The following is a 23659-nucleotide window of genomic DNA, read 5'->3' on the forward strand; positions in this document are numbered from 1 at the left end:
TATGGAAGGAAACAAGAATGGTTTAGAAGATGGAGGTCAAAGTTTTGATTTAAAAAAACTGGTATCGAGCTATACAAAACATTGGAAGTGGTTTGTGATTAGCTGCTTTGTATTTCTCACTCTAGCCTATGTTATAAATAGGTATGAAAAACCAATGTATACTGCTACAGCCAAAATAATGATTTTAGATAATGACAGTAATTCAGGTAGCAATATCCTTAAAGACATATCCATTATGTCATCTGCAGAAGATGCTATGGTTGAAGATGAAATACAGGTTATTAATTCAAGAAGTTTATTAATGAATATTGTTAAGAAACTGGAAATTAATATTCAGTTTTTTTCTGTAGGAAATATAATTGAGGCAGAAATTTATAAAAACAGACCTTTTACGATAAATTTTTTAGCCTCTGATTCTATTATAAGTAATACAAATGCACAATTTTTAATAAAAGTTCTTTCAAATAAAGAGTTTGAGTATAAGGCGAACGAAGATGATGTAATTAAGAAATATAGCTTTGGCGACACCATCCCTAATGCTTTTGGAGGCATGATAATTGTTCCAAATAAGGATTATGATTTAGTAAACATTATTGATTCTGATATTAGGGTTAGTATAACAGCCGTTGATTTACTTGCTGAAGTATTAAAACAGAGCATTTCTATATTTCCATCTACTAAAGGCTCTAAAGTTGTAGATATTTATTATGAAAATGAGAAGACGAGCAAAGCCATTGACATAATAAATGCTTTAATTGATGAATATAATTTATCTACCCTAGAGAAAAGTAAGTTAAGGGCGCGAAATACCTCTGACTTTATTAATGAAAGAGTAGAGAGTATTGCTTTGGATTTAGTAAGCGTAGAAGATAGTATAGTGCGCTATAAATCTTCAAATAAAATTACAGATATATCTACCACAGGCGGTATACTGTCTAGTTCTAGTTTAACTAGTGAGCAACAGTTACAGGAATTAAGAATTCAATTAAACATGCTTAATTATATGAAGAAAACACTTCAAAGTAATACTTTTGAAAATCTTCCTTCAAATTTAGGCGGAAGTGATCCTTCTATAGTTGCTTTATCATCTAGATATAATGAGTTACTAGAAAAGAGAAGAGTTGTTTTGAAAAGTGCTGGTGAAAATAATTCAGTAGTTATTGATTTAGACCAAACATTAAATTCTATTAAGGAGAACTTGAGGGTAAGTGTGGATAATAATATAAATACATTAAACATTCAACTTAAAGGGTTACAAAATCAATTGAGTAGTATAAATTCAAAAATTTCTACGGTACCAATTCAAGAAAGTAAGTTAATGTCCATTGGGAGAAGGCAAGGTATAAAGGAATCTTTATACTTATATTTATTAGAGAAACGAGAAGAAGCAGAAATTTCGCAAACAACTACTTTGCCAAATGCAAAAATAATAGATCGTGCGTATAGCTTAGGACCAGTTAAGAGTAAAAAATCTATATTGTTTATTGGTGCAATGCTTATTGGTTTATTATTTCCTTTTCTTATTATTTATGTCTCAGATTTACTTGATAGTAAAATTCATAATAAAGAGGATTTAGATAATTTAATTAAAAACATACCAATACTAGGAGAGATCCCTGCTGTTAAAGATGTAGAGAATGGTTTAGTGAAATCTAATGATAGGTCTGTATTATCAGAATCATTTAGGATTATTAGAACCAATTTTGAGTTTGTTAAAAGAGCAAATAAAATCAAAAAAAATAACAATGTATTTTTTGTTACCTCTACTATAAATGGAGAAGGAAAATCTTTTGTGAGTATGAATACAGCTTTAACTTCGGCTAGTTCAGGAAATAGAGTCTTGTTGATTGGTTCGGATTTACGAAACCCACAAATTTTCACAAATATTGAGGATATAGGTGAGAGACCTGGGCTTTCTGAATACTTAGCAGATGACACTATTTTATTAAATGAAACCATTAGTAGCCATGAGATTAATGGAATATCAATAGATGTTTTATTATCTGGTAGAATTCCGCCTAATCCAGCTGAATTATTAATGGGTAATCGAGTTAAGGAATTATTTGATATAGCCTCAGAGCAGTATGATGTTGTTATTGTAGATACTGCACCATCAATGTTGGTAACCGATACACTATTAATTAGTCAATATGCTGCTTATACTATTTTTGTGGTGAGGGCCGGTTATACTGAAAAGCGAATTTTAAATTTTGCAAAGGAATTGCACGCAGAAAAGAAATTGAATAAAATGATGATTGTTGTAAATGATGTTAAGGAGTCTAATTTTGGCTATGGAGCTAAATATGGGTATTACGGAGCACCAGAAAAGAAAAGCTTTTTTAGTTGGAAAAAGAAAGCTTAATTAGAGATGAAACTATAAACATTAAAATAAAAAACTCGAAACTAAATGTAGTTTCGAGTTTTTTATTTTACTCGCTGTTTGTTTACATTTATCTAGTATAATATTTAAGAGCATCAATTATAATTTTTTCAGGGACTATGCAATCTATTTTAGTTTTGCCAATAGCTTCAAGAAGCACAAAATTTACATTACCATGATTGTTCTTCTTATCATATTTAAGTAATTTGATGATATCGCCATACTCACTTTCATCAATATTAACTTTGCCATAATAATTAGTAAATAATTCTTTAATGGCTAAGGTTTGTTGTTTTGGAAAATTAACTAGTTCAGATGAGATATAACAAGCCAAAATCATACCAACTACAATGGCTTCTCCATGTAATAAACTTGTTTTGTTAGGATTACTTAAAAAATAAGATTCTATAGCATGCCCAAGTGTATGTCCAAAGTTTAGTGTTTTACGAAGGCCTTGTTCAGTAGGATCAGTTACAACAACATTTTTCTTGATAACTACAGATTCATAAATAAGTTGATCTAAATCATCCAAAGACAACTTGGAGAGGTTAAGAAACTTATTCCAATAGGTTTCACCAGTAATGAGTCCATGTTTTAACATTTCCGCTAAACCAGAACGCATTTGATTTTTTGGTAAAGTATCAAGGTGTTTTGTGTCAATAAGTACTAAATCAGGATTACTAATTACACCAATCTGGTTTTTCAAAGCTTCTAGGTCAACACCTGTTTTTCCCCCAACAGATGCATCAACCATAGATAATAGGGTAGTAGGAACATTAATATAAGCTATGCCTCGTTTAAACGTACAGGCAACAAACCCTCCTAAATCGGTAACAACGCCTCCACCAACATTAATCATTAAACTTTTTCTGTCAGCATTTAATTCAGAAAGTGTATTCCAAACACCAACACATGTATCTATATTTTTGTTTTCTTCACCAGATTCAATTTCAATAATTTCAATGGTTATTGTTGTTTCGATTTTTTCTAATAAAATTGATAGACAAAATCTATGGGTATTATCATCAACTAAAATAAAAATTTTAGAAAAATTATTATTTTTAAGATGCTCATTTAAAGAGTTATAGCAATTGTTGTTAAAATGAATAATACTATCATTTGCTTTAATAGAATCCATAAAATTAGAGTTGTTTTTTAAGGCTGTGAAATTAAGGAGATTTTATATAAAATGATAACTTAGCTAAAATTATATTTCTATAAATTTATTTTGATGAATACAGATTTAATTTTTGATAATACCGAAGTAGCCTTTGCATTAAAAAAAGATTCAGAATTAGAGCGAGCTTATTTTTTATTCAAAATGATTTCTATAGAACCATTGGTTCGTATAGGCACGGCTGCAACTAATTTTGCGTTAAAAGCGCATTTACCTATTGAAGGGTTGATTCGTTCAACTGTTTTTGATCATTTCTGTGGAGGCGTTAATGAAGAGGACTGTTTGTCTGTTATTGAAAGCATGTATGGGAAAGGTGTAAGTTCTGTTTTAGATTACTCTGTGGAGGGCAAAGACAATGAATTGGAATTTGATGAAGCAAAAAATAGAATTCTAAAGATTATCGATTTTGCTAAAGAGATTGATGCTATTCCAATTGCGGTATTTAAACCTTCTGGTTTGGGTAGGTTTAGTTTATATGAGAAAGTAAGTAAAAATATTTCTTTATCTGAAGAAGAGCAAAAAGAATGGAATCGTATTGTTAAAAGATTTGATCTTGTTTGTAAAAGAGCTAAATCTATTGATGTAGCTATTTTAATTGATGCTGAAGAAAGTTGGATACAACCAGCTGCGGATAATCTCGTAACAAAGATGATGAAAAAGTATAATACTGAAAAACCTATAGTTTACAATACATTGCAAATGTATAGACATGACAGAATGACTTTTTTAAAAGAAGAACATGAAAAGGCACGGAAAGAAAATTATTTTCTTGGTTTCAAATTAGTTCGTGGTGCATATATGGAAAAGGAGAACGAAAGAGCCGAAGAGCAAGGTTATGAATCTCCAATATGCAGAACAAAGGCGCTTACAGATGAGAATTTTAATTTGGGTTTGTATTACATGTTGGATAATTTAGATTGTATGTCTGTTTTCGCAGGAACACATAACGAAGACAGTTCGTACCTCCTAATGAACTTAATGGCCGAAAAAGAAATTTTGAACAATGACCCCCGTGTTTGGTTTGGTCAATTATATGGTATGAGTGATCATATTAGTTATAATTTGGCTAATAAAGGTTATAACGTGGCCAAGTACATGCCTTTTGGACCTGTAAAAGATGTTATGCCATATTTAATTAGAAGAGCTGAAGAGAACACCTCTGTAGCGGGACAAACTGGTCGGGAACTTGCTTTAATTACAAAAGAAAAAGAACGCAGAAAATCCTTATAAGCTTTTATAAAAATTGTTTAAAATTGATTTGATTTCAGCGTTTGAATAAAAGGGCGAAATATCCTTTAAATAAGAAAAGTTAATTACTTTTCGTTCGGTATTTATTTTCGATTTAATTATAAAAATATTTTTATTTTCAGAAGGTTGGATAGTTTCATCTTTAGAAATTAGTTTTTCATGTAATTTTTCGCCTTGTCGTAGTCCAATATACTTTATTTTTACTTGTAGATTCGTGTTTTCATAGGTTAGAAGTACCCGGTTTACAATGTCCGTAATTTTAATTGGTGACCCCATTTCTAAAATGAACGTATCGTTTTCTGTTCTTTCAAAAGTTGAAGCCATAAGTGTTAAATAACATGCGGATTGTCGAGTTATAAAAAACCTAGATGTTTCTTTACTGGTAATCGTAATAGGGGCTTCCGCTTCAATTTGTTTTTTTAGTAATGGTAATAAGGATCCATTTGATCCAATAATATTTCCGAACCTTATTATAGTAAAAGAGCTTGTATTCATTAAGTTTAGGCCTCTTAAATACTTTTCTGAAATTGCTTTTGTTGTTCCCATAATACTAATAGGATCAACCGCTTTATCCGTAGAAATAAAGACAAATTTTTTCGCTAAATATTTTATTGATAATTCAGCTAGATTTTTTGTGCCAAAAATATTTGTTTTCACCGCTTCATATGGATTTTGCTCCATTAAAGGCACATGTTTATAAGCAGCGGTATGAAAAATCATTGATGGTCTATACTTTTCGAAGAGACAATTCAGGGCAATTCTATCATTAATATTTAATAATACAAATTTAATATTCGCATTAGAATGAGATTCTAATTCTTTAATTAAACTGTACAAAGGAGATTCTGCTATGTCTATAAGAATGAGCTTTTTGAATTCGCATTGCATGAGTTGCTTGGAAAGTTCAGAGCCAATGGAGCCGGCAGCTCCCGTAATAAGTATAGTTTCATTTGAAAAATCAAAATCACTTATATATTTATCTTGTTTTACACTTAAAGAGAAAAGACCACTGCTTTTTATGAGATGATCTATGCGACTGGAGGTTGCTTTATTCATTTAACTAATAATGTCGTCAAAAAGTAAATTTTAAGGATGAAATACAATCGCAATTTAAGGTAATTTTGCCTTGTATCAAGCTCATTATAATTCTTATTTGGTAATAACCTTTATTATAGTTAGAGCTATTAACTTAAGATCAAAGAAAAAGTTACTTTTTTTAATGTATTCTTTGTTGAATTTTAACTTATCAGGAATAATGGTTTCTATAAAAAATGTTTCAGGGTCTGCAGCCTGTTTTAATAATTCTACCTCGTTTCTATATTTCAGTGAGGCCAATCCTGTAATGCCAGGTCTTACTCGATATATTTCCATATCACTTTTGTTGTAAAAATTCACATAATATCTAAGTTCAGGTCTTGGACCAACAAAACTCATGTCACCTTTAATAATATTAATTAGTTGCGGAAATTCATCAATTTTGTATCGTCTTAAAAAGTAACCTATTTTAGTAATACGAGAATCATTATTGCCAATTGTAAGTAACCCTTTTTTATCAGATTGAATACGCATTGTGCGAAACTTGTATATTGTAAAGTCTATATTATGTTTACCTACCCGTTTCTGTTTAAATAAAATGGGTCCTTTTGAATCGATTTTAATTAATAAACAGATAATTAGTAGAAAGGGAAGTAGTACTATTAAACCTAGTATAGAAAAGACAAAATCGAATGTACGTTTCAACATCTTATTCAATTTTGAAATCTGTAATAGTTGCGATGCTATCACAGTTTTGTATGGTAAGTACAAGGTTTTGCTCATTTAATTCACTTTCAACCAAATACATTCCACATGGTTTATTTCTTGGTATACTTTCTGAAAAATTGATATCACCTTTTTTCAATATAGAGCGTATTAAACTCGTGTCAATCGATTTGTTAGTAATAATCTGCCTTGAAAGATCAGTTAAAACAATTTTTTTAGAAGTAATATTTTTTAAAACTCTAGATTCGGGACCATAGCTGCACGATGTTTTTTTTCCATTAAAAAAGAAAGCTAAAATTATTAACCCCAAGGAAAAGCCACCAAGATAGTAGCCAATACGCTGAATAAGTTTCATTTATGTGATTTAGGTTGTAATCTTAAAATGATTATTAAAATATGAGCAAGTTAACATCGCTATATTTTAAATCAAACCATTCTCCAACAGATTTACTCGTTAAAATTCCGTGGTAAAAGTACAATCCATTTTTCAAACCTCTATCAAATCTCAGAGAATTTTCTATACCTCCATCTTCACCTATTTTAAGCAAATAAGGCGTAAAAATATTACTAATCGATACCGAGGCGGTTCTCGGGTACCTAGCAGGAATGTTAGGTACGCAATAATGCACTACATTATGCTTAATAAATGTTGGGTTTTTATGAGTGGTTACTTCACTAGTATCAAAGCATCCACCCATATCAATGCTAACGTCTATAATAATGGCGCCTTTTTTCATATGCTCAACCATAGCTTCGGTTACTACAATTGGAGATCTATTGATTCCTCTTACAGCCCCAATAACAACATCGCATCGTTTTAAAGCTTTTAAAACGTTTTTTGGTTGAATTGTAGAAGTGAAAAGTGTTCGCCCTAAGTTCGTTTGTATTTGTCTCAGTTTAGTAATAGAGTTATCAAAAATTTTAATCCCAGCTCCAAGTCCAATAGCACTTCTTGCGGCATATTCACCTACAGTTCCGGCACCCAAAATAACAACTTCTACAGGAGGTACACCGCTTATATTACCAAACATTAACCCATTGCCATTCTTGGTTTCAGATAATAATTCAGCCGCTATTAAAACAGAAGCTGTACCAGCAATTTCGCTTAAGGATTTAACAGCGGGATAACTCCCATCTGTATCTCTAATAAACTCAAAAGCCAGAGCGGTAATACGTTTTGATGCCAGGGCTTCAAAATATTTTTTAGTCTGGGTTTTTATTTGGAGAGCAGATATTAGTATAGTTTGCGGGTTAATTAACTTTATTTGGTCAAGGGTAGGTGGTTCCACTTTCAATATCATAGGGCAGGAAAAAACCTTTGCAGTATCTTTAGTTATTTCTGCACCTGCCTCGCTATAGTCTTTATCGCTAAAGTTAGCTCCATTTCCTGCACCAGATTCCAATAAAACCCTATGTCCGTTATTAACTAGAGCATAAACAGCGTCGGGGGTTAAGCAAATACGTTTTTCTTGAAAAGCGGTTTCTTTAGGTATTCCAATAAATAGCTCTCCTTTTTTTTTATATATTTCTAAGGTTTCTTCTTGAGGAAGGAGCTGTTGTTTTGTAAAAGGCGAAAGTGGTTTCGACATGGTTGGATTTCTTTATAAAAATCAAATTACAAATAAATTTTTTAATGCTAAACTCTAACTATAAAATAATTCTTTTTATACGTGTGGAGTTACCCATAACTTATAATGTAAGAAAAAAAACATTTTTTAATGTGGCTTTTCATCAGGACTATTTCGATTAAATATTTTAATTTTGTTTTATACACAGCTCCATGATTTATAGAATTCCTTTTTGTTTAATATTTCTATTTTCATTGATATCTTCTTCTCAAGAACATCATATTGTTGGAGGGATTCTTGCCGATGCTAATGACGATGTTATAGCATACGCCAATATAGTTTTAATTGATCCTGAAGGTCTCAAGCCTACTATTGGAGCAACGACTAATGAATCTGGTATTTTTATTATTGAAGGTATAAAAACGGGTAATTACAATTTAAATATTAGTTACTTAGGTTTTAAATCATATTCAAGAGATATTTTAATCGATAATAATATTGAGTTAGGAGTAATATACCTTTTAGAGAATATTGAAGAACTTGAAGGCGTAACTGTAATTGCAAAACGCCCAACAGTAAAACGATATGTGGATAAATTAGTTTTTAATATTGAAAACTCAACGTTATCAAATAGTAATGTTTTGGATGTATTGAAACAAACACCGGGTGTTTTAGTTAGTAATGAGGACATTACAATTAAACAATCAGTTCCAACGATATACATAAATGATAAGAGGGTGTATTTATCGTCTAGAGAAGTTCAACAACTTTTGGAAGGTACATCAGCAACTAATGTAAAGTCGATTGAGGTTATTAATAATCCCTCTGCAAGATACGATGCAGAGGGAGGGGCTGTGTTAAACATTATTACTTCAAAGAATATCATTTCAGGCTATAATGGTGATGTTTTTGGTAATTTTAAGCATGGGACAGAATTCCCTAAATATTCTTTTGGGACCAGTCATTTTTTTAAGACTAAGAAGCTAAACACTTATTTAAGTTATAGTATTAGCCCAAGAAAAGACTTTTTACAAATAAAGGAGTTAATTAATTTTAAAGAGAAAGACGGTGAACATGATTTTATTACTAATTCCTCATGGGATACTGATTTTAATCGAACTGAAAAATCAATGAACCAAAATATTAATACAAATATAGACTATGAATTGAATGACAGAAACAGGATAGGTTTCACTATGATGTCATTAATATCCCCACGAGATAATACAAAATTCTACTCAGACTCATGGACTAAAGTTTTTAATTCTGAGGGTGTTTTTACTTCATTTTTTAATACTACAAACAAGAAAGTAGATGAAACCTTTAATTTTGCTTTCACCCTGGATTATATTCATAAATTTAAAAAAAAGGGAAAGAAAATCTCTTTAAATATTCACCATACTCATTATGATTTTGCTAGTTTTCAAAATGTTGATACTGATTATTTTTTACCAGATTCGGATAACCCTTTTTTGGAAAATAGGTTTCAAACTTTTACGAGTCAATTAATTAAACTGAATGCAGGCAAAATAGATTACACGATACCAATTAACGAGTCTGGTCTATTTGATGCTGGGATTAAAGTTTCAGATATAAATTCTGATAATGTATTAAATCAATTCACAATTGAAAATGCTAGTATTGAAGAAGATATACCAAATTCTGATACGTTTTTATATGATGAAACTAATTATGCAGGATATGTAAATTATTCAAATAAATGGGATAGATGGAGCTTAAAAGCAGGAATAAGAATAGAACATACAAATATTAAAGGAAACTCAATATCAACAGATCAAATAAATAATTCAAACTATGTTAAGTTTTTTCCCTCATTTTATTTTAAAAATGTATTGAATGAGAACAATGAAATTTATTTTAAGTACAACAAACGCATTTATAGACCTAAATACAATCAATTAAATCCATTTAAATATTTCTTGAATGACAATGCCTATGTGGTCGGTGATCCAAATTTAAAACCACAAATAGACGATGTTTTTATTCTTGGGTACACTTTTAATCAAGATTACACATTTGAGCTTTATTATAGACATGAAAAAAACCCAATTCTTCAATTTATATTTCAAGATAATGATGAAGAATTATTGATCTATAAAAACACTAACACTGATACTTCAATTTCTTATGGCTTAGATTTTACAACTTACAAGAGTGTTTTAAATAATTGGAGTTTATATATTCTGTCTTCAATTTACTACTATAAAAATAATTTTTTTCTACTTGATAATAATAATTCACTCTTCACTGGGGATAGATGGTCTCTGTATGCTGAAATTGCTAATGATTTTACTTTTCTTAAAGATAAGAGCTTGATTGCAAACGTTTCTTTTGTGTATTGGTCCCCAACTAACGATGGTCCTACTGATACAAGTTCTAGATCAGGGTTGAATTTGAGTTTTAAAAAAAGTATTTGGAATAATAAGGCTTCTTTAAGTGCAGGTATTGTAGATATTTTTAATACACAAAATTTTAATACTTCTACAAAGTATTTAAATCAAGATTCATTTATTAAATATAATAGAGAAAACAGGCTTATTACTTTTGGATTTAACTATAAGTTTGGTAATTCTAAGCTAAGAACTAATAAAAAAGAGATAAACATGGAAGAACGTGTACGTTTAAACCCTTAATTTTATTACTGTTAAAAATATTGCTTGACTTTGTCCCAAAAGTTCTTTGGAGTTATTTTAAGCTCATCTTCAAGTTCTTGCATGCTTTTATTTGCTGAATTTAATCTATTAAATATACGAGCCCTAATTAAATAAATGGAAGGAATAATAATAGCCATTATAGGTATCATATAAATTAGTTGGAATTCATCTAAGTATTTATTTTCTGCATTAAATACGTCAAAGATGTGAAACATATACATTGAAATTGGAACTAATAATGAATGATACCACCAATGTCTGCATGTAAAGAACCAAATATATAATAAAAATAAAGGAATAATTTTACCTGTAAAGACCCACATCGCAAAGTTAGCGTCCAACCAAACACTACTATCATAAGTAAATAAAAAAGTGTTCCAAACACGTTGTTTTGGAACACTTTCGTATAAAGTAAATAAATACGGGGTTAATGATATAAGTGTAGCAATTATACTACCTAATATCAAACCTTTATTGCTTTTATTTCCTTTATCTAATGATTGCTCTTGGACCTTTTTCAATTTTTGCTGTTTCTTGTGCATCTAAATTGTAAGTTGTAGCTGATTGAGCTAAAAACAACATGCCTCCGAAAATTGCTATTGCAATTAAGTACTTTTTAGTTTTCATTTTATAAGGGATTTTAATTAATTAATAATCCAAATGTAACTAAAGCCTATCTTGAAGTTTTTTACAAAATGTTAAAGAAATGTTAAAAACAAGAGTTTTCCATTTTTTCGTTATGGGTTTCCCGTAAAACTTCAATTTTAGAGGTAAAATATGTTATTTATTTACTCATTTTGTTGCCGTTCTTTTAATTGTTAAGCGTTTTATTCGAGAAATAAAATTCTCGAGTTATCTGTTCCTAATTCTAATTCTATTTTATCAAAATCATCAAATAAAATATCTTCAATCTTATTTGGCCATTCAATTAGTTTCCAACTTTCAGATTCTAAATAATCCTCAATGCCAAAATTATAGGCTTCCTCAATACTTTCAATTCTGTACATATCAAAATGATATATAATATGATCCATAGCCCTATACTCATTAACTATTGAAAAAGTTGGGCTGCTTACGTAGTCTTTACTACCTAAAGCTTTTACAATAGCACTTATTAAAGTGGTTTTCCCCGCTCCCATATCCCCGTAAAACAATAAAGTTTTACTTTTTACTTGCCTTAAAAGCTGCTTTGCAACTGCCTCAGCATCATTTAGTTTATAAGTAATTTTCAAGATTAAAACCTATATTTTGTAGGCAATGTTAAGCATAAAATATGAATAATCCTAATAAATTAGGTATTTCATCGGTGTTTTGTGTATTTCGTGGAGTTATTTTGGATCAAAAACTACGAAAGGAATAATCATTTCTTCTAAAGAAACACCCCCATGTTGGTAAGTATTTCTAAAATAGCTTACATAATGATTGTAATTGTTTGGGTAAGCAAAAAACAGGTCGCCCTTTGCAAAAATATATGAGCTACTCATATTTATAGCTGGTAAATGAAGTTCTTTTGGATTTTTAGCGACCAAAACATCCTTGCTATCATAGGTTAGACTTCGCCCTGTCTTATAACGTAAATTTAAGCTGGTGTCTTTGTCTCCAATAACTTTTGAAGGGTTCTTTACATTAATAGTGCCGTGGTCTGTTGTTAAAATTAATTTGAAGCCTAACTGTTGCGCTTGCTGAATCATATCGAGCAATGGAGAGTTTTTAAACCAACTTAATGTTAAGGATCTGTATGCTTTGTCATTTGATGCCAATTCCTTTACAACTTCCATTTCCGTTTTGGAGTGAGATAGCATATCAACAAAATTATAGACTATTACGCTTAAGTCGTTTAATTTTAAGGATTTAAAGTTTTCTGCCAATTTTTTACCATTTTTTAAGTTTGTTATTTTATGATAATCATATTTAAAATGGTTTAAGCCTAAACGTTTCATCTGAGATTCTAAAAAGTCGGCTTCATGCAAATTTTTACCGCCTTCATCTGTGTCATTCTTCCAATATTCAGGAAACAACTTTTCCATATCACTTGGCATTAACCCTGAAAATATAGCATTTCTAGCATATTGTGTAGCGGTTGGTAAGATGCTAAAAAAAGCTTCTTCATGTTCCTTTTTATAATAATTGTTTATTATGGGCTCAAACACTTTCCATTGGTCATATCTTAAATTATCTATAACAATTAAAACCGTTGGCTGTTCTTTGCTTATTTCAGGAACTATTTTTTCCTTAAATAGAGTATGAGACATCATTGGGGAATCTGTATTAGGTCTGAACCAATCGGCATAATTCTTTTCTATAAATTTCCCAAATTGAATATTGGCTTCATTTTTTTGAGACTCTAAAATTTCAAACATACCAGCATCCTCAATATCTTCTAATTGAATTTCCCAATAGATTAATTTTTGATACAAGTTAACCCATTCTTCATAGCTATTCACCATAGCTAAATCCATAGCTATTTTTCTAAATTCTTGCTGGTAGTTTGATGTAGTCTTTTCAGAAACTAGTCTAGAATGGTCTAAGTTCTTTTTTAAGCTTAATAAAATTTGATTTGGGTTTACGGGTTTTATTAGATAATCAGCAATTTTGTTACCAATGGCTTCCTCCATGATATATTCTTCCTCGCTCTTTGTAATCATAACAACTGGAAGGCTGTCTTTTTTTTCTTTTATTTCATTCAGTGTTTCAAGCCCTGTAAGTCCAGGCATGTTTTCATCTAAAAATACAATATCAAAATTTTCTTCATCTAAAATATCGATAGCTTCTGTTCCACTTTTACATGTTAAAACTGTATAATTTTTCTTTTCAAGAAATAGAATATGAGGTTTTAATAAATCAATTTCATCATCAACCCAAAGTATTTTTATTGTATTCATATGTTATATTTGTAATATTAAAGCTAAAAAATAAAGTTTGAACAAACTTAAAATATTAAACGACCCAATTTACGGATTTATTACTATTCCAAATTCGCTTATTTTTGATTTAATACAGCATAAATACTTCCAGCGCTTGCGGAGAATTACGCAAATGGGGATGTCTTATTTGGTGTATCCCGGGGCACATCATACAAGATTTCATCACGCGATAGGTTGCGTTCATTTAATGCAACAAGCTGTTAATGTGCTTCGTTTTAAGGGAGTTGCGATTTCGGATGAAGAAGAAACGGCGCTTTATGTCGCTATATTATTACATGATATAGGACATGGGCCATTCTCGCATGCCATGGAACACAGTATAGTAAATAACGTTTCTCATGAAGAGATTTCGTTGTTTTTTATGGAGCAATTAAATGTAGAATTTAACGGAAGTTTAACGCTTGCTATAAAAATATTTAAAGGTGAATACTCCAGGAAGTTCATGTGTCAATTAATTTCTGGGCAGCTTGATATGGACAGAGCAGATTATCTTAAACGCGATAGTTTTTATACAGGTGTGGCAGAGGGAAATATTAATAGCGAACGTTTAATAACGATGTTAAATGTTGTTGATGATGAGTTAGTTATTGAAGAAAAAGGTATTTATAGCGTAGAGAAGTTTATAATCGCCAGACGACTTATGTATTGGCAAGTTTACCTTCATAAAACTGGTTTGGCCGCAGAGCAGTTACTTATTAGAGTGTTAAAACGTGCTAAAGAACTTTTCGATTTAGGTATTGAACTTAAAGCTTCAGATGCTCTATTGTTTTTTTTCGAAAACAAAATATCAATTGATAATTTTAATTCGGAGACACTTGATGTTTTTGCTAAGTTAGATGACTTTGATGTACTATCTGCAATAAAGGAATGGCAATACCATGAGGATTTTGTTTTGAGTAAACTATGTGATATGATTATCAATAGGAATTTACCAAAAATCAAAATCAAGAATAAGCGAATCAAACAAAAAAAACTTGAAGTACATATAAGTCTTATGATAGAAAAACACAAGGTAACTAGAGAAGAGGCTAACTACTTTGTTTTTACAGGAAGTATTTCTAATCAAGCGTATCAATTAAACGCAAAGCGTATAATGATTCTTCAAAAGTCAGGAAAAACACAAGACATTGTTAAGGCTTCAGATCAGTTAAATTTAAAAGCCTTATCAAAACCAGTTACCAAATATTATATATGCTATCCTAAAGGCGAACTTTAGGACATTTTTCCTATTTTTGCGATTATCAAACAAAAAACGACTAACTTTTAACTTGTGAAATTTACGGCTGAGCAAATAGCGGGAATATTAGAAGGTGATGTAATTGGAGATCCTAATGTTGAAGTATCCAAGCTTTCCAAGATAGAAGAAGGGTTTACTGGTTCTCTAACGTTTTTGGCAAACCCAAAATACACACCCTTTATATATAATACAGAGGCATCAATCACGATAGTAAATAAGACCTTTGTTCCTGAAAATCAGATAAAAACAACTCTTATTAAAGTAGATGACGCTTACCTGGCATTTTCTAAGATTTTAGAGTATTATAATGCCGTAAAACTAAATAAAGTGGGGATTGAGAGCCCTTCTTTTATTTCAGAATCTTCTAGCCTAGGTAAAGATGTTTATATTGGCGCGTTTGGATATATAGCCAATAACGCTGTAATTGGAGACAACGTTAAAATTTTTCCAAACTCATATATTGGAGATAATGTTGTACTGGGAGATAATACGATTGTTTTTTCTGGGGCTAAAATTTATTCAGAAACCATAATTGGAAAAAATTGTGTTATAAATTCAGGAGCAATAATAGGAGCAGACGGTTTTGGATTTGCCCCTAATAAAGAGGGGGGATATAGTAAAATACCACAAACCGGAAATGTAATTATAGAAGATTATGTGGATATTGGTGCAGCGACCACAATTGACAGGGCTACTTTAGGATCTACAATTATTAGAACAGGTGTAAAACTAGATAACCAAATTCAGATAGCCCATAACGTAGAAATAGGTAAAAACACAGTTATCGCTGCACAGACAGGCGTTGCCGGATCTACTAAAATTGGTGAGCATTGTCAAATTGGAGGTCAAGTTGGAATTGCTGGACATATCACAATTGGTAATAATGTTAGAATTCAAGCGCAATCTGGTATTGGTAGAAATGTAAAAGATAATGAGATACTTCAGGGCTCTCCAGCAATAAAACTTAGTGATTATAATAAGGCATATGTTCACTTTAAAAACTTGCCGAGTATAGTTAAAAATATAAATGATTTAGAAAAGACAAATGGGAATAGTTAATACTGAAATCAAACAAAAAACCATTAAAAATGAGATTTCTTTAACAGGTGTTGGCTTACATACTGGTAAAGAGGTTTCCTTAACATTCAAACCAGCAGTAGCAAATTCAGGATTAGGATTTAAACGCGTTGATTTAGAGGGAGAACCTTTTATCGAAGCTGATGCGAATTCAGTGACTAATACACAACGCGGTACTTGTTTAGAGAAAAACGGTGTCATTATACAGACTTCTGAGCATGTTTTAGCTGCGCTAGTAGGTTTAGATGTTGATAATGTGATCATAGAGTTAAATGCATCTGAACCACCAATTATGGATGGGTCTTCTAAGTTTTTTGTAGAAGCTATTGAAAAGGCAGAAGTTATTGAACTTGATGCTTTTAGAGAAGAGTATGTTGTAACAGATGTTATTTCTTATGTTGATGAGGAGTCTGGTAGTGAAATATTAGTAATGCCTGCAAAAGAATACCAAATAACAACGATGGTTGATTTTGGTACAAAGGTACTTGGTACTCAAAACGCAACATTAAATCAAATATCAGATTTTAAAAATGAAATTGCCGATTCTAGAACATTTAGTTTTCTACATGAATTAGAAATGTTGTTAGAACATGGGTTAATAAAAGGAGGAGATTTAAATAATGCTATTGTATATGTAGACAAAGTAATCTCGCCTGAAACAGTAGAAAAACTAAAAGTTGCTTTTAATAAAGATTCAATTGCGGTTAAACCAAATGGTATTTTAGATAATCTTACTTTGCATTACCCAAATGAGGCGGCAAGGCATAAATTACTTGATGTTTTAGGGGATTTAGCATTAATAGGAACTCGAATTCGTGGGAAGGTTATTGCTAATAAGCCAGGGCATTTTGTTAATACACAATTTGCGAAAAAATTATCAAAATTAATTAAAAACGAGCGTCGTAACAATGTACCAAGTATAGATTTGAATCAACCTCCATTAATGGATGTTATTCAAATCATGGCAATGTTGCCCCACAGACAGCCGTTTTTATTAATTGATAAGGTTTTTGAACTGACTGATAATTACGTTACAGCGACTAAAAATGTAACCATGAACGAGGAGTTCTTTAAAGGGCACTTCCCTGGAGCTCCTGTAATGCCTGGTGTATTGATTGTTGAAGCGATGGCACAGACTGGGGGAATTCTTGTTTTAAATACAGTTCCAGATCCAGAAAATTATTTAACATTTTTCATGAAAATGGATAAGGTTAAATTTAAACAAAAGGTTATGCCTGGCGACACATTAATATTTAAATGCTCATTAATAACCCCAATAAGACGTGGAATTTGTCATATGCAAGGTTATGCCTATTCTAATGGGAAATTATGTGCTGAAGCTGAATTAATGGCCCAAATCTCTAAAGTAAAATAATATGAACCAACCCTTAGCATATGTGCACCCAGGTGCAAAAATCGCCAAAAATGTAGTTATTGAACCTTTTGCTACAATTCACAGTAATGTGGTTATAGGAGAGGGGTCTTGGATAGGCAGTAATGTAACTATTATGGAAGGTGCGCGCATTGGTAAAAACTGTAATATTTTTCCTGGTGCTGTTATTTCTGGAGTGCCTCAAGATTTAAAATATAACGATGAAGATACCACCGTTGAAATTGGCGATAACGTGACCATTAGAGAATGTGTTACAATTAACCGTGGAACGTCAGATAGAATGAAAACCGTTATAGGTAATAACTGTTTAATCATGGCGTATTGTCATATTGCACATGACTGCATCGTTGGTGATAATTGTATTTTTTCTAACAACAGTACCTTGGCTGGCCACATTACCATAGGTGATTATGTGGTGCTAGCAGGTATGACAGCTGTTCATCAATTCGTATCAGTAGGGAATCATGCTTTTGTAACTGGCGGGTCTTTGGTAAGAAAGGATGTGCCCCCTTATGTAAAAGCAGCACGTGAGCCATTATCTTATGTAGGTATAAATTCTGTAGGTCTTAGGCGAAGAGGGTATAGCACGGAAAAGATTAGAGAAATTCAACACATTTTCAGGATTTTATACCAGAAAAATTATAACAATACTCAGGCTGCTGAAATTATTGAAGCAGAAATGGAGGCAACTCCAGAGCGCGATGAAATTCTTCAGTTTATTAAGAATTCGCACCGTGGAATTATGAAAGGATATTTTAAATCAAACTAAACAAATGGTTACAACAAGTGATATAAGGAACGGATTATGTATTCGTTATAATAATGATATTTATAAAATTATTGAGTTTTTACACGTAAAACCTGGAAAAGGACCTGCGTTCGTTAGAACAAAAATGAAAAGTGTTACTTCTGGAAAAGTATTAGATAATACATTTTCTGCGGGGCATAAATTAGAAGATGTGAGAGTTGAAACTCATAAATTTCAATTTTTGTATAATGATGGTGAATATTATCATTTTATGAACACTGAAGATTATTCGCAGATTCAATTGGTAGAAGCTGCTCTAGATAACCCTGGATTGATGAAAGAAGGAGAGGTTGTTACGGTATTAATTAACACAGAAGACGATATGCCTTTGTCGGTAGATTTGCCTGCTAGTGTTATTCTAGAAGTGACTCATACTGAACCTGGTGTTAAGGGAAATACGGCTACTAATGCCACAAAACCGGCAACTGTTGAAACAGGGGCAGAAGTTAATGTACCTTTATTTATAAATGAGGGTGATAAAATAAAAGTTGAGACAGCGAAAGGTACCTATAAAGAACGTGTAAAAGAGTAACACCTTTGAAGTTTCCGCAACCATACACACTAAAGCAAATAGCTGAATTAATTGACTGCAAATTTGTAGGAAATGATAATTTTGAGGTTTTGGGCATGAATGAAATTCATGTGGTTGAACCAGGAGATATAGTTTTTGTTGATCATCCAAAATATTATGGTAAGGCTCTAGACTCTGCTGCTACCATCATATTAATAAATAAAGAAGTCGATTGTCCAGAGGGCAAGGCCTTACTTATTAGTGATGACCCGTTTAGAGATTTCAATAAACTAACAAATAATTTTAAGCCTTTTGTGGCGTCTGATTGTTCAATTTCTGCATCAGCGAAAATAGGGGTAAATACTATAATTCAGCCAAACTGCTTTATTGGGAATAATGTCTCAATTGGCGATAATTGCATCATACATTCTAATGTTAGCATATATGATGATGCCGTTATTGGAAATAATGTAACGGTACATTCAGGTACTGTGTTAGGAGCAAATGCTTTCTATTATAAAAATAGGCCAGATGGATACGATAGATTAAAATCTGGAGGACGAGTTGTTATTCATGATTATGTTGATGTTGGTGCCGCTTGCACTATTGATAGAGGTGTTACTGCTGATACTATAATTGGAGAAGGATCGAAATTAGATAATCAAATTCAAATAGGACACGATACCATTATTGGTAAAAAATGTTTAATTGCTTCCCAAACCGGAATAGCGGGGTGTGTGGTGGTTGAAGATGAAGTTGTTATTTGGGGACAAGTAGGTGTGAAAAGCGGTATTACCATTGCAAAAGGTACAGAGCTTTATGCACAATCGGGCTTGGGGCATTCTACAGATGAAGGTAAAAGCTATTTTGGTTCTCCAGCTGTTGAAGCTAGAGAAAAGTTTAAGGAAATGGCATACATTAGGAAAATACCTGATATTATAAAAAACTTAAAATCTAAATAGTCTAGGTTAAGCCTAAAATAAATCTAATCTTTTGCTTTAAAAATATAATTCAAAAAATTACATTTGTTAGATTAAAATTAATAACGAAAAATAACCACTTATGAGTGTTTTAGTAAATAAAGATTCAAATATTATAGTACAAGGTTTTACGGGTAGCGAAGGTACATTTCATGCAAGTCAAATGATTGAATATGGAACCAATGTAGTTGGTGGTGTTACCCCAGGAAAAGGTGGTCAAACACATCTTGATAAACCTGTTTTTAATACCGTTTTAGAAGCTGTAGAACAAGTTGGTGCGGACACTACTATAATTTTTGTTCCTCCTGCTTTTGCTGCAGATGCTATAATGGAAGCTGCAGATGCGGGAATTAAAGTGATTATTACTATAACTGAAGGAATTCCAGTAGCTGATATGATTACAGCTTCAAGTTATATTAAGAATAAAGACTGTAGATTGATTGGACCTAATTGCCCAGGTGTAATAACACCAGGTGAAGCTAAAGTAGGCATCATGCCAGGTTTTGTTTTTAAACAAGGAAAAGTTGGAATTGTTTCCAAATCGGGAACGCTAACATATGAAGCTGCAGACCAAGTGGTAAAACAAGGATTGGGAATTACAACAGCAATTGGTATTGGTGGAGATCCTATTATTGGAACAACCACAAAAGAAGCTGTTGAGTTGCTAATAAATGATCCCGAAACAGAAGCCGTAGTTATGATAGGTGAGATAGGTGGTCAGTTAGAAGCAGATGCTGCAAACTGGTATAAATCTAGCGGAAGTAAAAAACCTGTAGTAGGTTTTATTGCAGGTGAAACTGCTCCAGCAGGACGTACTATGGGGCATGCTGGTGCTATTGTTGGTGGTAGCGATGATACTGCACAGGCAAAGAAGAAAATAATGAGGGCTTGCGGAATACATGTGGTTGATTCTCCAGCTGAAATTGGAAAAAAAATAGCTGAAGTTTTAGCTTAAATAAAAACTTATATACAATTAAACCTTGCAAATCTTGTGAGGTTTTTTTATTTGAAGCCATTTGTATTTCCTATATTTGAATGGATCAAGATTAATAACAACTAACTAAATATAATAATGAAATTATTAGAAGGAAAGACGGCTATTATTACTGGTGCAAGCCGTGGAATAGGAAAGGGAATTGCTCAAGTATTTGCGCAACAAGGAGCTAATGTAGCATTTACTTATAGCTCTTCGGTGGATGCTGCTATGGCATTAGAAAAGGAGCTTATTGCCTTAGGAGTCAAAGCTAAAGGTTACAAAAGTAATGCGGCTAGTTTTGATGAAGCTCAGCAATTAGCTAATGATGTTGTAAAAGAATTTGGTAATATAGATATTCTAGTAAATAATGCAGGAATTACAAAAGACAACCTGTTGATGCGAATTTCAGAAGAGGACTTTGATACGGTTATTGAAGTGAATTTGAAATCTGTATTTAATATGACCAAAGCAGTACAAAGAACCATGCTTAAACAACGTAAGGGGTCAATTATTAATATGAGTTCGGTTGTTGGCGTTAAAGGTAATGCGGGGCAAACAAATTATGCTGCATCAAAAGCCGGAATTATAGGTTTTTCAAAATCAGTTGCTTTGGAGTTGGGCTCTAGAAATATTAGAAGTAATGTAGTTGCTCCTGGTTTTATTGAAACTGAAATGACTGCGAAATTAGACGAAGAAGTGGTGAAAGGTTGGAGAAATGGTATTCCATTGAAACGAGGTGGTACACCAGAAGATATTGCAAATGTTTGCGTGTTTTTAGGTAGTGATATGAGTGCTTATGTTACAGGGCAAACTTTGAATGTTGATGGGGGAATGCTAACTTAAAATTATTTGAGACACCTTATTTAATGAGATTTTGTGTCAAATTATATCGATTTGTTAATGAGTTCTGAAACTCTATTATATATCATTTTTGCTGGAATAATCGCACTTTTATTGGCCTTATTTCAGTATTTAAAAAAGCAAAAAAGCATGTCTAAAATAAACATGCTTTTTGCTTTTTTACGCTTTATTACTTTTTACGCCGTCCTGCTTTTAGTAATAAACCCGAAATTCACAAAAAAGACTTTATCTATCGAAAAACCTAATTTGGTAATTGCTATTGATAATTCATCGTCAGTAGGATATTTGGGTTATGCAAATAAAGCGCTGGCATTGGTTAAAGCCTTAAAAGAAAACCCAGATCTCCAAGATAGATTTAATTTAATCCCCTATACTTTTGGTAAAAATTTAGAAAACAAGGATTCTATTTCTTTTTCTGAAAAACAAACCCATATATCAGAAGCATTTAAGCAATTAGCTCAAATACACAATCAATCTATTTCGCCAACACTATTAATAAGCGATGGTAATCAAACATATGGTAATGATTATGAAATAGTATCTAGGGATTACAAGCAACCTGTTTTCCCTGTCATTCTCGGGGATACCATAACGTATACTGATTTAAAAATACAACAGCTAAATGTAAATAAATATGCTTTTTTAAAAAATGACTTTCCTGTTGAAATTATACTTGTGTACAATGGAAATAGCAGTGTCAATTCTATATTGCAAGTAAAAAATGGAAATCATGTTATTTATTCACAACCTGTATCATTTTCTAAAAAAGAGAATTCTAAAGTCGTAACTTTTAACTTACCAGCTAACCAACCTGGTATTGTTAACCTTGAGGCGTTTGTAACACCTTTGGAAAATGAGAAAAACATAATAAATAATTCTAAGAATTTTGCGATAGAAGTTATAAATCAAAAGACTAAAATTGCGATTATTTCTAATTTTTCACATCCAGATATCGGTGCTTTAAAAAAGAGTATTGAATCTAATGAACAATGCTTAGTAGAACTGATTAAGCCAAATTATGAAATTGAAAAACTTTCTGATTTTCAATTAATTATTGTTTATCAGCCTAATAATAAGTTCAAGGATATTCTTGAGTTTTTGAAAACACAAAACAGAAATGCTTTTTATGTTGTAGGGACTAAAACAGATTTATATTTTTTAAACAAAGCTTCTAATAGTTTTTCGTTAGATATTACTAATCAATCTGAAAGTTATCAGGCTGAGTTAAATCTAAATTACTCTCCTTTTGTAGTTGATGATATTGATTTTGAATCTTTTCCACCATTATTATCTAATTATGGCGATGTAAATTTTACTAAACCTCTAGAATCTATTTTGAATAAAACTATTAATGGCGTTAATACAAATACACCACTTTTGGCGACTTCAGAAAAAGGGCAACAAAGAGAGGCCTTTTTATTTGGTGAAAATATATGGCAATGGCGTGCTCAAAGCTATTTAAACGAGAAGTCTTTCGATTCTTTTGATAAGTTTATTGGGAAATTAATTCAGTATTTAGCTTTAAATCAACAGAAAAGTAGATTAAACATTGATTATGAATCATTTTACGATGGTAATACAGATGTGATTATTAAAGCAGAATTCTTTGATAAAAACTATGTTTTTGATATCAGAGAGGTTTTAACAATAACCGTAATTGATGAATATTCTAAAAATCAAAAAACGTTTCCATTAGTTTTAAAAAATAATTATTATCAGGTTGACCTAAGTAATCTCCCGGCGTCTAAATATAGTTTTCAAATAAAGACACGCAATGAAAAGCTCTCTAAATCAGGACGTTTTCAAATTTTAGATTTTAATGTAGAACAGCAATTTTTAAATGCAGATGTAACAAAACTTAAAAAAGTAGCTACTAACACAGGAGGTAAGGAATATTTTATTTCTGAAACAGGTAAGTTAGTTGATGATTTACTAAATGATTCGAGGTTTGTGGCGCTCCAGAAAAGCAACAAAAAAAACATACCTTTGATTGATTGGAAGTATTTGTTGGCAATTATTGTATTGTCTTTAAGTGCAGAGTGGTTTTTAAGAAAATATAACGGATTAATTTAAATAAAATAGT

Annotated in this window: 21 protein-coding genes; 12 read left to right on the forward strand and 9 right to left on the reverse strand. The window is 31.5% G+C overall.

The genetic code is table 11. The annotated features are described in order from the left end of the window. Window position 1: 1 nt before the first annotated feature. Window positions 2–2362, forward strand: a complete 2361-nt coding sequence (locus Q0857_RS11205) for a tyrosine-protein kinase (RefSeq protein ID WP_298535161.1) — start codon at window positions 2–4, stop codon at window positions 2360–2362. Window positions 2363–2450: 88 nt separating this feature from the next. On the opposite strand, the gene aroB is transcribed toward Q0857_RS11205, so the two are convergent. Continuing rightward, a complete protein-coding gene (gene aroB, locus Q0857_RS11210; protein ID WP_298535164.1) occupies window positions 2451–3518 on the reverse strand; it encodes a 3-dehydroquinate synthase in 1068 nt (355 codons plus the stop codon). Between the two features lie 93 nt (window positions 3519–3611). Between aroB and Q0857_RS11215 the strand changes: the two genes are divergently transcribed. Beyond that, entirely contained in the window at window positions 3612–4787 is a 1176-nt protein-coding gene (locus Q0857_RS11215) for a proline dehydrogenase family protein (RefSeq protein ID WP_298535167.1), read from the forward strand. Here Q0857_RS11215 and Q0857_RS11220 read toward each other — a convergent pair. The 4 genes from Q0857_RS11220 to Q0857_RS11235 all read right to left on the reverse strand — a co-directional run bounded on the left by Q0857_RS11220 (window position 4782) and on the right by Q0857_RS11235 (window position 8155). Continuing rightward, complete coding sequence (locus tag Q0857_RS11220; RefSeq protein ID WP_298535174.1) at window positions 4782–5861, reverse strand: SDR family NAD(P)-dependent oxidoreductase; 1080 nt, start codon at window positions 5859–5861, stop codon at window positions 4782–4784. The two genes, Q0857_RS11215 and Q0857_RS11220, sit on opposite strands and share 6 nt — an antisense overlap. 93 nt (window positions 5862–5954) lie before the next feature. Continuing rightward, window positions 5955–6623, reverse strand: a complete 669-nt coding sequence (locus tag Q0857_RS11225) for a sugar transferase (protein ID WP_367278094.1) — start codon at window positions 6621–6623, stop codon at window positions 5955–5957. Further along, the gene (locus tag Q0857_RS11230) at window positions 6550–6921 is read right to left on the reverse strand and encodes a hypothetical protein (protein WP_298535181.1); all 372 of its coding nucleotides are present in this window, start codon (window positions 6919–6921) and stop codon (window positions 6550–6552) included. The genes Q0857_RS11225 and Q0857_RS11230 overlap by 74 nt, the downstream gene beginning before the upstream one ends. Window positions 6922–6955: 34 nt before the next feature. Further along, complete coding sequence (locus Q0857_RS11235) at window positions 6956–8155, reverse strand: alanine dehydrogenase (protein ID WP_298535182.1); 1200 nt, start codon at window positions 8153–8155, stop codon at window positions 6956–6958. Window positions 8156–8346: 191 nt separating this feature from the next. Between Q0857_RS11235 and Q0857_RS11240 the strand changes: the two genes are divergently transcribed. Then, entirely contained in the window at window positions 8347–10788 is a 2442-nt protein-coding gene (locus tag Q0857_RS11240) for an outer membrane beta-barrel protein (protein WP_298535184.1), read from the forward strand. Window positions 10789–10799: 11 nt separating this feature from the next. Here the strand turns inward: Q0857_RS11240 and Q0857_RS11245 are convergent, their stop codons facing one another. From Q0857_RS11245 to Q0857_RS11260, 4 genes are all read right to left on the reverse strand, one after another. Next, window positions 10800–11330: a hypothetical protein gene (locus Q0857_RS11245; RefSeq protein WP_298535187.1), complete on the reverse strand. Its 531-nt coding sequence runs from the start codon at window positions 11328–11330 to the stop codon at window positions 10800–10802. Then, on the reverse strand, window positions 11299–11436 hold the full coding sequence (locus Q0857_RS11250; protein WP_298535189.1) for a hypothetical protein: 138 nt from the start codon (window positions 11434–11436) through the stop codon (window positions 11299–11301). Before Q0857_RS11250 ends, Q0857_RS11245 begins: the two co-directional genes overlap by 32 nt. Window positions 11437–11636: 200 nt before the next feature. Next, window positions 11637–12041, reverse strand: a complete 405-nt coding sequence (gene tsaE, locus Q0857_RS11255) for a tRNA (adenosine(37)-N6)-threonylcarbamoyltransferase complex ATPase subunit type 1 TsaE (RefSeq protein WP_298535191.1) — start codon at window positions 12039–12041, stop codon at window positions 11637–11639. 96 nt (window positions 12042–12137) lie between these two features. Beyond that, window positions 12138–13691 (reverse strand): bifunctional response regulator/alkaline phosphatase family protein, encoded by a 1554-nt coding sequence (locus Q0857_RS11260; RefSeq protein WP_298535193.1) that lies wholly within the window; start codon window positions 13689–13691, stop codon window positions 12138–12140. A 37-nt stretch (window positions 13692–13728) separates the two neighbouring features. On the opposite strand from Q0857_RS11260, the gene Q0857_RS11265 reads away from it, so the two are divergent. The 9 genes from Q0857_RS11265 (at window position 13729) to Q0857_RS11305 (ending at window position 23649) form a co-directional block, all read left to right on the forward strand. After that, window positions 13729–14949: an HD domain-containing protein gene (locus Q0857_RS11265; protein ID WP_298535194.1), complete on the forward strand. Its 1221-nt coding sequence runs from the start codon at window positions 13729–13731 to the stop codon at window positions 14947–14949. A 54-nt stretch (window positions 14950–15003) separates the two neighbouring features. Beyond that, the gene (gene lpxD, locus Q0857_RS11270; protein WP_298535198.1) at window positions 15004–16029 is read left to right on the forward strand and encodes a UDP-3-O-(3-hydroxymyristoyl)glucosamine N-acyltransferase; all 1026 of its coding nucleotides are present in this window, start codon (window positions 15004–15006) and stop codon (window positions 16027–16029) included. Continuing rightward, window positions 16016–17422, forward strand: a complete 1407-nt coding sequence (locus Q0857_RS11275; protein ID WP_298535201.1) for a bifunctional UDP-3-O-[3-hydroxymyristoyl] N-acetylglucosamine deacetylase/3-hydroxyacyl-ACP dehydratase — start codon at window positions 16016–16018, stop codon at window positions 17420–17422. The genes lpxD and Q0857_RS11275 overlap by 14 nt, the downstream gene beginning before the upstream one ends. Before the next feature lies 1 nt (window position 17423). Beyond that, window positions 17424–18209, forward strand: coding sequence for an acyl-ACP--UDP-N-acetylglucosamine O-acyltransferase (lpxA, locus tag Q0857_RS11280; RefSeq protein ID WP_298535204.1), 786 nt, complete (start codon window positions 17424–17426; stop codon window positions 18207–18209). Window positions 18210–18213: 4 nt separating this feature from the next. Next, a complete protein-coding gene (gene efp, locus Q0857_RS11285) occupies window positions 18214–18780 on the forward strand; it encodes an elongation factor P (RefSeq protein ID WP_298535206.1) in 567 nt (188 codons plus the stop codon). 5 nt (window positions 18781–18785) lie between these two features. Further along, window positions 18786–19721 carry a UDP-3-O-(3-hydroxymyristoyl)glucosamine N-acyltransferase gene (locus Q0857_RS11290; RefSeq protein ID WP_298535208.1) on the forward strand — a complete coding sequence of 312 codons (936 nt, stop codon included), beginning with the start codon at window positions 18786–18788 and terminating at the stop codon, window positions 19719–19721. A gap of 100 nt (window positions 19722–19821) precedes the next feature. Next, window positions 19822–20694: a succinate--CoA ligase subunit alpha gene (gene sucD / locus Q0857_RS11295; protein ID WP_298535210.1), complete on the forward strand. Its 873-nt coding sequence runs from the start codon at window positions 19822–19824 to the stop codon at window positions 20692–20694. 117 nt (window positions 20695–20811) lie between these two features. Beyond that, a complete protein-coding gene (gene fabG, locus Q0857_RS11300; protein WP_298535212.1) occupies window positions 20812–21558 on the forward strand; it encodes a 3-oxoacyl-[acyl-carrier-protein] reductase in 747 nt (248 codons plus the stop codon). Between the two features lie 57 nt (window positions 21559–21615). Continuing rightward, window positions 21616–23649: a VWA domain-containing protein gene (locus Q0857_RS11305; RefSeq protein ID WP_298535215.1), complete on the forward strand. Its 2034-nt coding sequence runs from the start codon at window positions 21616–21618 to the stop codon at window positions 23647–23649. Window positions 23650–23659 lie beyond the last annotated feature (10 nt).

It is taken from the genome of uncultured Algibacter sp., from assembly GCF_947495925.1.
In the GTDB taxonomy this organism is placed as follows: Bacteria; Bacteroidota; Bacteroidia; order Flavobacteriales; family Flavobacteriaceae; genus Algibacter_E.